Genomic DNA, 13,113 nt, shown 5'->3' with positions numbered 1-13,113 from the left:
AGGACAAGACGATGGCACGCAACAGGCCAACGGTCGCGGATCTGCGCGCATTGAAGGGCAAGAGGCAACTGTCGAAGCTGAGGGTGACGACGCTGGAGGAGGCGGAGGCCGCCGAGCGCGCCGGCATCGATCTGCTGTCGGTGACCTACGGGCTGATGCTCGATCCGCGTTTCCGTGACGCGGCGCCGACCTGCTTTGCCGTGCCCGGCGACGAGTACGGCATGATGGGGGCGACGACCGACGAGATCCTGCGAACTGCGGTGAAGCTGAAGGCTGCGGGGGCGGACGCCGTCTACTGTTCGGCGAGCGCGCAGACCATCCGCCGGCTGGCCGACGAGCGCATTCCCGTCTGTGGCCATGTCGGCCTGATCCCCACGCATTCGACCTGGACGGGCGGCTTCCGCGCAGTGGGCAAGACCGCCGAGACGGCCGAGTTCGTCTGGCGCCAGGTCAAGGAACTGGAGGAGGCGGGTGCCTTTGCTGCCGAGATCGAGGTGGTGCCGGGGGCGGTGGCCGCGGCGATCTCGAAGCGGACACCGCTTGTCATGATCTCGATGGGCGCCGGCGCTGGCTGCGACGCGCAGTACCTGTTCGCCGAAGATGTGCTGGGCCTCAACCGCGGCCACTATCCGCGCCACGCCAAGGTTTACCGCAATCTTGCCGCCGAGTTCGACCGGATCCAGCAGGAGCGGATCGCCGCGTTCAGCGAATATGCCGCCGACATCGCCAGTGGCACCTATCCTGGTGCCGGCCATATGCTCGGCATCGACGCGGGGGAGCTGCGCAGGTTCGAGGATTTTCTGAGCGGGCAGACCTAGGCCTGCCCGCTCCGAAAGGCGGTTCGCACTCCGACGCCCTAAAGCGCGGTACTCAGAACTCGCGTCACTGCCTTCCGATCCGGATTGAGCATGATGTAGCTCGGCCGGTTTTCAAACTTCAGCCGCTTGAGCATGGCCCTTGTCTTGGCCAGCAGCGAGTCGTCGCGCGACGCGGCCTCAAGCTTGGGCTGCAATCCTTCCAGCGTTGCGATGGCTTCCTCGCTGCGTTCGAGCGCGGCGAGGCTCTTGGCCAGCGCGAATTCCGCGGCTGCGAAATCAGGCGCGAGCGACAGCACCGTGCGGAACGCATCCACTGCCTCGATGTGCCGGGACAAAGCCTGCAACTCCATTCCCAGCCTGAGCCATGCCTTCGACGAAGTCGGCACGGAGGTTGCGAGCGTCTGGAAATGCGCCAAAGCCTCGCGGTGGTCGCCCTTGGCCGACAGCAACTGGCCAATGCCATAGAGCGCGCGGGAATGGGCGGGGTCGCTGGCAAGGATCTGACGGTAGCCATTTTCCGCCCTTGTCAGCTGCCCTTCCTGGTGGAAGCGCGTCACTTCGGTGAAGATGCTGCCGAGCGAGCGGGGGTCGAGCCGGTCGCCGGCATTGCGCCCGCTCTTGGTGTAGACCATGGCGCAGTCGACCTTGCTCTCGGTCACGCCAAACGCGAACTTGTACGGCTCGTCGCCGCGCAGGAAGTCGTAGGTCGTAAGGCCGTTCTCGATCGCCAGCTTGATGCAATGGCCGTGCAGGATCAGCCCGGTCGGGATGGAAGGCACCGCCTCGTCACGGCCGGCCATGAAGAACAGCAAGGTCTTCTTGACCGGGTCGACAAAGATGGCGAGCGCGCCCAGCGGCCGGTCGCCTTGCCACAGGATGGGCAGGAACAGCGTGCCGGCCTTGAAGCTTTCCCTCAGCACGCGCCGGTTGTTGTGCAGGATGCCGGCCAGGCGGTCGCCCTTGCGCGCACCCCATTTCACCCGCCACAGTTCCAGCAGGTTGTCGATGTCGCGTTCGTAGGTGGTGGCGTCGGCCCGGGTGATGCGCAATTCGCCGGCGTCGACCTTGCGGAGGAAGCGGCGCAGCTTCTGGCGGGTGTTGGTGCTGAGCACGTTGTCGAGATAGCCGTCGAACGTGTCGGGCAGGGCGGCCGAGAAGCAGCGGCAATTGTCGACGTTGTCGGCGGCATTGACGCGGCTGAATTCGCGCATCGCAAAGATGTCACGCGAGAACTGGCCGATGAAGGCGAAGATGCGTTCGCGCGACATGCGCAGGTTCTCGAGATTGAGCCGCGCCCAGCCCATCTGGGCGACATGCCGGCCAAAGGCCAGCAGCGCCTCTTCGGCATGCAGCGGATCGCAGATCGCACCGGTGTAGTCGGCGGCATTGTTGCCGGCCATGCTGATCTCGTTGAAGAACAGCCCGGTCTTGCCGCTCATGCGGGTGCGCATGCGCAACGGCATGAGCGCGACATAAGGCGAGCCTGGACTGCCGAGACGGGCGGCGAGCACGAACCAGGCGCCCTTGTAGTAGCGCATGTACGGCACCAGCCAGTTCCACGAGACAAAGAACTGTGCCTCCGGATCGGCCGCGTAGAGCCGCTCCCAGTCCTTCTGCACATTTGCCAGCGTCTCAAGATCGGTAATGACATCGACCTGCATCTGCATCCCCCTCAAAGTCATGGCTTTTCCTGGTTCACCGCTCCATGAATGCGCGCGACATGCTGTCGGCGATCGGCTTGGTGAGGTATCTGAAGAAGGTCCGTTCCTCGGTCTGGACCAGTACCTCCGCCGGCATGCCGGGTGTCGGCGAGAAGCTGTGAACACGTGAAATCTGTTCCGGCGGCAGGCTGACCCGGGCGACATAGACCTCGCGCGCCACCGGACCCGACGTGTCGGGAAGGGCGTCGGCGGAGACGTAGATCACCTCGCCGTCGAGCACCGGCGTGGTGCGCCGGTTGAGCGCGGTCAACCGCACCGTGGCAAGTTGCCCGACACGCACGTTGTCGATGTCGGTGCGCGAGATCAGCGTCTCGATGACCAGCGGCACGTTGGACGGCAGGATCTCGACGATCGGCTTGCCGCTTTCGATGACGCCACCGGCGGTGTGGTAGTACATGCGCACGATGGTGCCTGCGACGGGCGCGTTGATGGTCACGCGGTTGAGCACGCTCTTGGCCTGGCGCAGCTGTTCGCGAATGGTGTCGAGGTCGCCCTCGAGGTTCTGCAGCTGCTCGAGCGCGGTTTGCTTGTAGGCTTCCTGGGCCTGCGTGATCTGCTGGTCGAGCTTGATGATCTCCGACCCGATCTCGGAGACCTCGGCGCCGAGACGGCCGATCTGGCCTTCGGCATCGGCCATGGCGCGCTGGATCGCCTTGATTTCGGTCGCGCGCAGCAGGCCCTTGTCGAGCAGCGACTTCTTGCCGGCATATTCTTCCTTCATCAGGGCCAACTGCCGCTGCACCGCGTCGTGCTGCTGCTGGTAGCCATCGGAGCGATAGCGATAGGCGGCGATGTTCTGCTTCAGCAGGCCGATTTCGCTCTGCAGCTTGCCGCGCGCGGCATCGAAGGTCAGTTGCTGGCCGTCGACGATCGGCTTGATCTCGGGATCGTTGATGTTGTCGAGGACGTTCTTCGGATAGGCGATTTCCGGGGCGCCGTTGATCTCGGCGTTCAGCCGCGCGGAGATGGCGTCCAACCGGACCTGGCGCAGGAACAGCTGGCGCTCGTTGGCCTGGGCCGCGGTTTCGTCGAGACGCACCAGTGGCTGGTCGAAGCGGACACGGTCGCCCTCGCTGACCAGCAGTTCCTTGATGATGCCGCCTTCCAGATGCTGGACGATCTTGTTCTGGCCGGCCGCCACGAACGAGCCCTGGGCGATGATGGCCGCCGCCAGCGGGGCGGTGAAGGCCCAGGTGCCGAAGCCGCCGAAGGTCAGCGCAATGAGGAGCAGGCCGACCTTGGTCTGCTTGCCGATCGAGCGCGGCACTTCGGAGTACCATTCGAGATCGTGGACCTTGACGATTGCCGAGTCGCTCATGACGCTGTCCCCTTACGGAATCTGGTGGCCGAACGAGCCGCCCTCGATGCTGAGGCCACGTTGGGCAAGTGCCTGGAGCACGTCTTGCCGCTGGCCGAACAGCGCGACCGTTCCATTGACCAGCAGCAATATCTTGTCGACGCTCTGGAGCAGTGCCGGCCGCTGCGTGATGGTGATGACGGTGATCTTGTTTTCCTTGGCGTGCTGGAGCGCGCGGGCAAGGGCTGCGTCGCCGGCGGCGTCGAGGTTGGAGTTCGGCTCGTCCAGCACGACCATGCGCGGATTGCCGAAAAAGGCACGGGCGAGGGCGATGCGCTGCTTCTGGCCGCCGGAGAGCGGTGCGCCATCGGCGGCGACGAAGGTCTCGTAGCCATGCGGCAAGGTGGCGATCATTTCATGGACGTCGGCGAGCTGTGCCGCCTGGTAGATTTCGGCGTCGGTCGCATCGTCGCGCATGCGGGCGATGTTGGCCTTGATGGTGGCGGGGAAGAGCTGCACGTCCTGGGGCAGGTAGCCGATGTTCTCGCCGAACTGGCGCTGATCCCAGTTGCGCAGGTCCATCAGGTCGAGGCGCACGTTGCCCGAGGTCGGCAGGATCGAGCCGACCAGCATCTTGCCGAGCGTGGTCTTGCCGGCGCCGGAATTGCCGATGACCGCGAGCGAGTCGCCGGGGGCCAGGGCAAAGGTGATGCCGTTGAGGACGACGCGCTTGGTGCCCTGCGGCACGAACAGCAGCCGTTCGACATCGAGCCGGCCTTCCGGACGCGGCAGGTTGAGCCGTTCGAAATTGAGCGGCGAGGACTGCAGCAGGCTGGCGATGCGGCCATAGGCGGCCCGCGACTGCACGACCTGGTTCCAGCCTTCGATGGCGCCTTCGATCGGGCCGAGCGCGCGGCTGGCGATGATCGAGGCGGCGATGACCATGCCGCCGCTGAGATGGCCGTCAAGCGCCAGATGCGCGCCCCAGCCGAGCATGGCAACCTGGGTCAGCAAGCGTGTGGCCTTCGACGTCGCGGCAAAGGCGATGTTGCGGTCCTGCGCGATGACCTGCGCACGCAGCGAGCTTGCCGTGTCCTTGCCCCAGATGCGCACGGCTTCCGGGATCATGGCCAGCGCGTTGATGATCTGCGAGTTCCGCGACATCGAGTCGAGGTGCAGATTGGCCTTGCTCTGGTGCGTGTTGGCTTCGCTGAAGGGGGCTGCCGTCGACCGCTGGTTGATGATGGTGATGACCAGCAGGATCAGCGACGTGGTGATGACGATGAAGCCGAGATGGGGATGGACGAGGAACACGGCCAGGACGAACAGCGGGGCCAGCGGCGCGTCGAGCAGGGTGAGCAGGGTGCCGGAGACGAGGAACGACCGGAGCTGCTGAAGATCGCCGAGCGTCTGGTATTCGCGGCCGTTGCTGTTCAGCGCCGCACGCGCTGCCGCGCTCAGGATAGGGGCGCCCAGCTGGGCTGCGACTTCCACGGCTGTGCGCATCAGGATGAGGCGGCGAATGGCGTCGAAGATGGTCTGCAGGATGACCGCGCCGATGATCACGATCGTCAGCATGACCAGCGTGTCGACCGAACGGCTGGTCAGCACGCGATCGGAAATCTGGAACAAATAGAGCGGTATCGCCAGCACAAGTATGTTGCTGGCCAGCGTGAACAGCATGACAATCAGCAGGTTGCGCTTGACGACCTTCAGTCCGGTCTTGAGCGAGGCCGAGAAATCGATTGGCCCGAGACGCTTGTGGAAGACGCCGCCCCCGCCTCCGCCGCCACCACCGCCGCCGCCACCGCTGTCGATGTCGCCGCCATTCGGGCCCTTGGCCTCGGGCAACTTTTCCTTTGCCTTGATCGGTCCGTTGTCGGCGTCGATCACCTTGCCGACCGGCGTCGAGGTATCTTTCATTTCAGTCTTTGCCGGCCCTTGCGGTTCGCTGACCCGCATCTCGGGACGAGGCGAGGCAGCTGCAGCAGCAGGCGTCGGCGAAGGCGCCTCGGCGGGCGTGGCCCGGGCCTGGGGCGCATCCTCGCGTTTTGCGGCTGCGATGGGTTCCTCCGGAGTTGCCTGCGGGGCTGGTTGGGACCGCATGCTCGGCGCTGCTGCGGCGGGCGCAGACGCTGGGGGGCGTTGAGCCGTAGCGCTCCGCTCCGGAGGTATGATCGAAGGCTCGGCCATCGGCGGCCTTCCTGATGGCTGCTGGGTGCTTGCCGGCCTTGCCTGCGCAGATGTTGCAGGCGCGGGCGAAGGGGCGGCGACGCTTGCCGAGGCAGGGATTGCCGGAGCAGCCGGCTTGTCGCCTGCTTCTTCATGCAGCCGCCCGACGACCTTGTCGATGTAGCTTTCGAGATGGTCGAGCGCGCGTTCCTGCGACGCCACGGCGGTGGACAGCCTGGCTTCCGGCGCAGGCTTGCCTACGTCCGATGCCGGCTTGCTCGCTGCCTGTGCGGGCCTTGCCTCCGAATGCCTCGGGAGCGCCTGCTGGCTGTCCTGGCTGTCGCCGTCATCCGGCGCATTCTGAAAACCACTCCAGCCTTCACGGTCGTCGTTCATCTTGCGCCCCTCTGAAACGGATCAGCCCAGCATGTGCTGCATGACGTCGGCCGATCCGGAATCGGCTGGCTGCGGTGCGATCGGGTTGGTGTTCGACGCGTCGCCGGTGTCGTCGCCACCGTCATCGAGAAATACGACGGCTTCGGTGACGAGTATGTCCGGGTTCTGCGCGCCGAGATCCGGCTCGCTCGACACCAGGTTTGCCTGGATCAGGATCTCGTCGGAGTAGCTGTCGCCGCCGACATAGATCTTGGACGTGCCGTCGACGTCGACGATGGTCGCGTCGTTGACCAGCTGGTTGCCGCCCGTCGTGATCGTCCATTCGGCGTCGGGGTTGGCGACCAGGTTGTTCATGGCAAGCGCCACCTGGTCGCTGTCGCCGACCACCGTGGTCTGCTTGATGTAGTTGAGGTTGTAGATGTCGCCCGAGATGTAGAGCACGCGCAGCACGCCGATGCCGGCGAATGCGGCGTCCTGGAGGATGGAGTCGGGCAGTTCCTTGTTGCCGGCCGCGAGGTCGCCCGCTGCCTTGTTGTAACCGTCGGGCAGAGCTTCGGCGGTCGCGTTGCCGACGTTGACGATGCTCGCCTGGTTCCAGAGCAGATTGTCGCCGGTCGAGACGGAGCCTTCGCCGGTCGTCTCAAAACCGGAGACCGCGCCGATGACGTCGTTGTCGAGCAACAGGTTGATCTGGTGGATGATGCTGGCGTCGTAGACGTTGCCGCCGATGATGATAAGGTCGTAGTAGTTGCCGATCTCGTTCAGGCTGAGCCCGTTGAAGGCGGTGTTGTCGCCGGTCGAGACGACCGACTGCACACCCGACGACGAGGCGATGACCACGTCGTTGTCGGTCACGAACGCATATTGCTCGATCCAGTTCATCATGATGAGGTCGCCCGAGATCTCGGTGACCACGTAGTAGGCGGGGAAGCCGGTGGGAGCCTCGGCAGGCGCTTGATCGCCGCCCGAGGTGTCGATGTGCTTGAACATCGCGATGTTGAAGCTGAGGTTGTTGTCGCCGCCGCCGGGATCGAAGGGCCAGCCGCCGACCGCCGCGCCGACGCTGTCGGCGTCACAGGTGCCGTTGATCTGGATGATCGCGTTGAGCGAGATATGGTCGCCCATGACGGCCATGACCTCGGCCGATGCCCAGTCGTTGACCACGACGGCGTTGTTGATGACGGTGTTGCCGCCGGTGCTGATCTCGACGCTCGGATTGGCCGTTCCGTCTCCCCAACCATCCATGAAATCGCTGGAGTCCGGAGGCGTGTCGACATCGAGCGGAGCGTCAGGCCCCTTGGCGTCGTCGTCCTGCTCCTTCAGGAAGTTGATGTAGTCTTCCATCTTGGGAGCGTCGGCTTCGTCGATCAGCTGGCCGTTGAAATAGGTGCCCTCGATCGTTTCGGCCTTGACGCAGAAGACGTTGGCGTTGCCGTGGTCGTCGGCATCGAAGTCGTTGAAGCGGGCTTGCGCCGTGGTGACGAACGTCGCCATTTCTTCGGTCGAGCCCGGCAGCGTCAGGTCGTCGATCGGTGACAGGTCGGCCGCAGCCTGCTGCATCTCGACCAGCGGGCTATCGTCGACGGGCGGCGCATTGAACTTCAGGCCGCTGCCGCCAAAGCCGACATAGTCGTCGTCGGACAGACGGATCTCCTGGTTGACGATGACAGCCAGGTCGCCCGGCGGCAGGATCTGCGGCAGGACGATGCCGCCAGAACCAACAGTGCCTTGCGGCAGATGAGCATAATTCTGGAGGAACGGTCCGTCGGGGACGGCTACGTCGGGAGGCGTGAAGGCGACCTTGGACCAAACCGTGATCTGTTCGATCTCAGGCCTGACGCCGACATACTTCAAGCTCGGGTCAAAATCTTCCAGGGTGTGGGAGGTGTCGACCTTGAGGGCGGCAGTCTGGTGTTCCGGCAGATGCTCGTCGGCCTGCTGCTTGGCCCTGAATTCGTCGTAGGCCTGCTTGAGGCGAGCCTCCTCGCTCGCGGTGTCGAAGAGGCCGATGAAGTGAGCGATCGTCTCGCTGATCCTGTCGAAATACGCGGCATACATTGTCGTGCCTCCGCCCGAAATTCAGGCACGGTGAGGCGCAGATGTGCTCCACCGGCCAAGATGGACTGCGCGGGGGTTACCCGCGCAGTCCGGCTCACTGGCTCCGCAAGCGCGGAGCCTCATGCCGATGGCTAGAGCGTGCTGTGGTCGTTGGAGTCTTCGCCGGTCAGCGTCTCGTGGAAGTTGCCGCCCACAACGGTCATGTCGACCGTATTGCCTTGCAGGTTGGCACCCATCACGATCTGCTGATTGAAGGCGCTGGTGTCGATGATGGCATCGGCGCTGGCTTCGCTGGAACCAGTGACGTAGCCGTCGTCGCCATTGCTCGATCCCCAGGTGCCGCCTGCGCCACCGGCGCCGCCAGCTCCTGCCCATGCATCGCCAGCAGTTCCGCCGCCGCCGCCGCCGCCAGCCCAGGCTGCGCCGCCAGTTGCGTTGCCGCCGGTGCCGTCAGCCCAGGCGCCGCTCAGCGCGCTGCCGCCGTCGCCGTCGCCATAGGCCCAGGTGCCGCCGCTCGTGCTGGCACCGCCGGTCGCTGCGCCGGCCGTCGCGGAACCACCGGTTCCCGAGCCGCCGCCGCCTGCGCCGCCGCCGTTGCCTTCGCCCGAGCCGTCGCCGTCGCCGTAGCCGACGCCTGCGCCGAGGCCGAAGCCGAGAGCGTCACCAGTATCGCCATTGGCATCGCCGGCATTGGCCTTGGCGTCGCCGCTGTCGGCATCCGCATTGCCGGAATCGGCGTCGCCGCCGCGGCCAGTGTCGGAGTTGGCGTTGCCGCCGTCGCCCTTGGCGTCGCCGCCTTCACCGAAGTTCAGCACCGGGATCACGGGAACGAATGCATCGATGCCGTCGCCGCCGTCGCCCTTGGCGTCGCCGCCTTCGGTGTCGTCGATGTCGCCGCCGTTGCCGGCGTCAGCCTTGCCGCTGTCGGCATCGGCGTCGCCGCTGTCGGCCTTGGCGTTGCCGCCATCGCCCTTGGCATCGCCCGATTCAGCTCCACCGGCGCCGAGGCCAAGTCCGGCACCGAGGCCGAGGCCGAGGCCGAGGCCTACGCCTGCGCCGCCGTCACCACCCCTGCCGCCGTCGCCCTTGCCGCCGTCAGCGTCGGTGTCGGCGTTTCCGCCCTTGCTGTCGCCGCCTTCAGCCTTGGTGTCGCCCTTGGAGTCGCCACCCAATGCTGCGCTCAGCGCTAGGCCACCTTCGCCCTTGCCGCCGTCGGCTTCGCCGCCCTTGGCGTTGCCGCCGTCGCCGCCGTCAGCTTCGCCGCCCTTGGCGTTGCCGCCGCTTGCGCCGCCGCCGCCTGCGTTGATGCCGTCGCCCGCATCAGCCTTGCCGCCCTTGTTGTCGAACTCCTGCTTGAAGTCGCCGTCGTTCTTGACGGTGGCTTCTTCAAGCTTGTCGTTGTCGACCATGTCGGCAGTCTGGTTGATGAGGAAGGCGTTGCTGTTGGCGCCCATCGAGCCGTTCAGGATGTCCTTGAAGTTGATGTCGTCGCCTGGATCGTAGGTGACGTCGCCGTCCTTGCTGAACAGCACATCGCCCTTGATGTCGCCGCCGCCGGTGTCGATGTCGGCGAAGTCGTTGTCTTCCTTGTAGTCGCCGAGGCGGCCTTCGAGATCGACATCAACGTCGACGTCGACGTCGACCTTGGTCTCGGTCTTGTTCTCGTTGGTGTTCTCGTTCTTGGACTCGTTCTTGTTCTCGTTTTCGTTTTCGTTCTTGGATTCGTTCTCGTTCTTATTCTCGGACTCGTTCTCGTTCTTGTTCTCGGATTCGTTCTTGTTTTCGTTTTCGTTCTTGGACTCGTTCTCGTTCTTGTTTTCGCTCTCGTTCTTATTCTCGTTCTCGTTTTCGTTCTTGTTTTCGTTCTCGCTGTCGCCGCCCAGTTCGATTTCGTTGCCGACGAACTGCAGGCCGAACGCGTTGAGATTGTTGCTGTTACGATCAGACATCGTCTTGTCCTCGGTTGGGACCGCGATTGCCGGACCGTTTTCATCTCTCACACGGTCTTGGGGTCACGCGGACTACGGGTTGATTTACGAATGCACTGAAAGTCAGGAATTGGGGGCTGGAGGCTGAAGGGGACTAAGCAGCCGGAAGCCCCGAAGCTGTCTGGATGGCTGAAACCTCCCTTTTCTGGTTCGGGTGGCGGCCGGGAATTCTCACAATTTCGTGATCTTCGGGCGTATTCTGAAGGCCCTGGTCACATGCAATCGGAGTCCCGGAAGCGCCACGCCTGTGTTGGCTGAACCGGCAAAGGGTGCGACCAGGGCCGTGAAATTGGTAGCTGACAGTTCGCGCTAGGCTGTTCGGCTAAGCGGGCCAAGAACTTTCGGCGTTGATCTAGATACTGCCGCCGGCATTTCGGCGCGAATTACTAGATGCTTGCCGGATATGTACAATTGCCAGTCATTCGCAGGTAGAGCGCCGTGGTTCCGGCTGCTTGTGCCTGCGAAAAATCTGCCGCTTCGAATGCTTTGTGAGAAAATCCGGCTGGGCCGGAGGCTAGATCACGCGGTTGCCCGACTATTCGGACGGACTACCAAAACGCCTCCGATAGCTCATCTTGCTTATACCGAACCGTTAACAGGAGGTGTATGATCAACCAATAATGTTCCTCATCAGGCGGCAAGTGGGGAAAATCGCGCATAGTTGCGAACATTGGGCGGGAGATCTCATGTATCGGGTGGCAATTCCCAGCGCGCGCCGCGCTAACGGAGCTGGTGGCTCCGTGCAGAAAACCTGCAAGACTTTGCTGATTGTCGCTCCGGCGGACTTCGTGTCGGAGTGCCTGGTCTTTGCAATTGAACGCGAATTTCCGTCGATCGCCGTCGAGCAGGTGGCGACCCTGGCGGAGGCCTGCGAGGCCTTCGAGTGCCCGGTGTCGCTGATATTGCTCGATGCCGGGCAATTGCCTGACGTGGCGGGCCATTCCGAACGCATCTCGCACCTGCATCCTGGAGCGCAGATCATGCTGATCCAGGAGGATGGGCGGCATGAGGTTTCGATCCGCGACGTGGTGACCGCGCGCAACGTGCGCGGCGTGCTGCCGATGAACCTGAAGCTCGACGTCTGGCTTTCGGTGGTGCGCCTGGTGCTGCGGGGCGGCGAATACTTTCCGCTGTCGCTGTTCGAGCCGATCATCGAGCGGCGCACGACGGTCGCGACCACCTTCACCGAAGCGACGGCCAAGCCCCAGGCTCAGGCCGACAGCGACACCGACGACTTCGACGAACTGACAGATCGCGAACTGCAGATCCTGGGCATGGTCGCGCGCGGCCTGCAGAACAAGCTCATCGCGGCGGCGCTCGGCCTATCCGAGCACACCGTCAAGATCCACCTGCACAACATCATCACCAAGCTCGGCGCACACAACCGCACCGAAGCGGCCGCGATCTTTCACGGGCGCAGGGGCGAGGCGGCTGGCGAACGCGACATCGGTGCAGGTGCGATCCAGGCGCAACTGCCCCTGGGGGTGTGAGCGCGCAAAATGCCGCGATTCCAGGACGTTCTGCTTACCGTTGGCCAGCTCAACTATACCTGGACCAATACCGAGAGCCTGCTCATCTATCTGATCGCGGGCCTTGCCAAGGTCGACAAGGAAACGGCGATCATCATCTTCCTGACGCTGAACACGACGCGGGCGCGGCTCGACCTCGTCGAGCGGCTGGCCAAGATGTCCAAGACGCCGCTTTCGTGCCGGGAGGCGGTGCTCGCCGTGGCCGAGCAACTGACGCACCAGGGCAAGTTGCGCAACAAATACAGCCATTGCATCTATTCGTTCGACGAGACCGGAACGCGCGCCAGCACCCAGTTGATGCGCATTTTCGACAGCAAGGATGCCGTCCGCTACGGCAAGAACGAAGAACTGGACGACAACGAGATGCACCGCATCTCCGCCTCGATCGAAGCGATCCGGGACATCAACCGGCAGATATGGAAGATCGTCGAGGACAATGCGTTTCCGCATTGAACGCCGCGCCATGGATTGCCTGGCGCGGCGCTGCAAGCTGGCGCATCACGCGCCGATGCGGGACCACCTGCCGGTTTCGAACTGCGACTGGCGCGCAAAATAGCGATAGGGCGTGCTCTTCCAGTTTCTGACCGAGCCCGTGAGATTATCCAAAATGAGGTCGCCCTTGTCGGTGCGCACGGTCAGAACCGTGTGTCCGGCGCCGCGATAATGGGCAACGGTCAGCAGCAGGGTCGATGCCGGCCAGCCGCGCTTGCGCAGCTCGCTCTTCTTGAGAATGGCGATGTCCTCGCAGTCGCCGACCGTCGTCGGCAGCCGCCAGTTGTCCGAGCCGCTGGCGGTTACCGCGTCGTTGCGCTGGGTGATGCGCCGGTTGACCGAGGCGTTGACCTGCTTGAGGTCGTTCATGCGTTCGTCGGTAAGAGCCATGACCGCGGTCTTGCCGGCGGTGCTGCATAGCCCGGGCTGGCGGGCGCAGAAGGTGTTTGCCGCCGGCGGCGCGAATGCGTAGCCGACGGTCGTCATGCTTGGTCCGGGAGTGGTTGACTGGCTGCAGCCAGCAGCGATCAAGGCGATCGCAAAGAGCGCCACGAATTTGTCCACGTGCTGTCCCCTCTCTCAATGGGTGACCAGCAAACAGCATATTAGAGCTAGATAAATCAACCCCGACGGGAGGACTTT

The 13,113-nt window shown here is 64.1% G+C and carries 9 protein-coding genes; 3 read left to right on the top strand and 6 right to left on the bottom strand.

All coding sequences use genetic code 11. The annotated features are described in order from the left end of the window. Positions 1-11: 11 nt before the first annotated feature. Positions 12-818, top strand: coding sequence for a 3-methyl-2-oxobutanoate hydroxymethyltransferase (locus tag GGR00_RS14190; protein ID WP_184699766.1), 807 nt, complete (start codon positions 12-14; stop codon positions 816-818). Between the two features lie 38 nt (positions 819-856). Here GGR00_RS14190 and GGR00_RS14185 read toward each other — a convergent pair whose 3' ends face one another. The 5 genes from GGR00_RS14185 to GGR00_RS14165 all read right to left on the bottom strand — a co-directional run bounded on the left by GGR00_RS14185 (position 857) and on the right by GGR00_RS14165 (position 10,411). Then, on the bottom strand, positions 857-2,500 hold the full coding sequence (locus tag GGR00_RS14185; RefSeq protein ID WP_246441384.1) for a GNAT family N-acetyltransferase: 1,644 nt from the start codon (positions 2,498-2,500) through the stop codon (positions 857-859). A 13-nt stretch (positions 2,501-2,513) separates the two neighbouring features. Beyond that, positions 2,514-3,857: an HlyD family type I secretion periplasmic adaptor subunit gene (locus GGR00_RS14180; protein ID WP_055979338.1), complete on the bottom strand. Its 1,344-nt coding sequence runs from the start codon at positions 3,855-3,857 to the stop codon at positions 2,514-2,516. A gap of 12 nt (positions 3,858-3,869) precedes the next feature. Then, positions 3,870-6,404 carry a type I secretion system permease/ATPase gene (locus GGR00_RS14175; protein ID WP_184699765.1) on the bottom strand — a complete coding sequence of 845 codons (2,535 nt, stop codon included), beginning with the start codon at positions 6,402-6,404 and terminating at the stop codon, positions 3,870-3,872. A gap of 21 nt (positions 6,405-6,425) precedes the next feature. Continuing rightward, on the bottom strand, positions 6,426-8,462 hold the full coding sequence (locus tag GGR00_RS14170; protein WP_055979332.1) for a hypothetical protein: 2,037 nt from the start codon (positions 8,460-8,462) through the stop codon (positions 6,426-6,428). 131 nt (positions 8,463-8,593) lie between these two features. Beyond that, positions 8,594-10,411, bottom strand: coding sequence for a hypothetical protein (locus GGR00_RS14165; RefSeq protein WP_184699764.1), 1,818 nt, complete (start codon positions 10,409-10,411; stop codon positions 8,594-8,596). Between the two features lie 659 nt (positions 10,412-11,070). Between GGR00_RS14165 and GGR00_RS14160 the strand changes: the two genes are divergently transcribed. Together GGR00_RS14160 and GGR00_RS14155 are read left to right on the top strand one after the other, a co-directional pair. Continuing rightward, complete coding sequence (locus tag GGR00_RS14160) at positions 11,071-11,940, top strand: helix-turn-helix transcriptional regulator (protein ID WP_246441382.1); 870 nt, start codon at positions 11,071-11,073, stop codon at positions 11,938-11,940. Between the two features lie 9 nt (positions 11,941-11,949). Continuing rightward, positions 11,950-12,432 carry a hypothetical protein gene (locus tag GGR00_RS14155; RefSeq protein WP_055979323.1) on the top strand — a complete coding sequence of 161 codons (483 nt, stop codon included), beginning with the start codon at positions 11,950-11,952 and terminating at the stop codon, positions 12,430-12,432. 45 nt (positions 12,433-12,477) lie between these two features. Here the strand turns inward: GGR00_RS14155 and GGR00_RS14150 are convergent, their stop codons facing one another. Beyond that, the gene (locus GGR00_RS14150; RefSeq protein ID WP_343065554.1) at positions 12,478-13,035 is read right to left on the bottom strand and encodes a transglutaminase-like cysteine peptidase; all 558 of its coding nucleotides are present in this window, start codon (positions 13,033-13,035) and stop codon (positions 12,478-12,480) included. Between the last annotated feature and the right edge of the window lie 78 nt (positions 13,036-13,113).

Origin of the sequence: Aminobacter aganoensis, assembly GCF_014206975.1 — a bacterium.
In the GTDB taxonomy this organism is placed as follows: domain Bacteria; phylum Pseudomonadota; class Alphaproteobacteria; order Rhizobiales; family Rhizobiaceae; genus Aminobacter; species Aminobacter aganoensis.
The sequence above is the reverse complement of the archived record's forward strand: the minus strand, read 5'-3'. Positions and strand labels throughout refer to the sequence as shown.

Excerpts from the sequence above, each read along its gene's own strand:
- GGR00_RS14190 (WP_184699766.1), top strand. The coding sequence starts at position 12 with ATGGCACGCAACAGGCCAACGGTCGCGGATCTGCGCGCATTGAAGGGC.
- GGR00_RS14185 (WP_246441384.1), bottom strand. The coding sequence starts at position 2,500 with ATGACTTTGAGGGGGATGCAGATGCAGGTCGATGTCATTACCGATCTT.
- GGR00_RS14180 (WP_055979338.1), bottom strand. The coding sequence starts at position 3,857 with ATGAGCGACTCGGCAATCGTCAAGGTCCACGATCTCGAATGGTACTCC.
- GGR00_RS14175 (WP_184699765.1), bottom strand. The coding sequence starts at position 6,404 with ATGAACGACGACCGTGAAGGCTGGAGTGGTTTTCAGAATGCGCCGGAT.
- GGR00_RS14170 (WP_055979332.1), bottom strand. The coding sequence starts at position 8,462 with ATGTATGCCGCGTATTTCGACAGGATCAGCGAGACGATCGCTCACTTC.
- GGR00_RS14165 (WP_184699764.1), bottom strand. The coding sequence starts at position 10,411 with ATGTCTGATCGTAACAGCAACAATCTCAACGCGTTCGGCCTGCAGTTC.
- GGR00_RS14160 (WP_246441382.1), top strand. The coding sequence starts at position 11,071 with ATGTTCCTCATCAGGCGGCAAGTGGGGAAAATCGCGCATAGTTGCGAA.
- GGR00_RS14155 (WP_055979323.1), top strand. The coding sequence starts at position 11,950 with ATGCCGCGATTCCAGGACGTTCTGCTTACCGTTGGCCAGCTCAACTAT.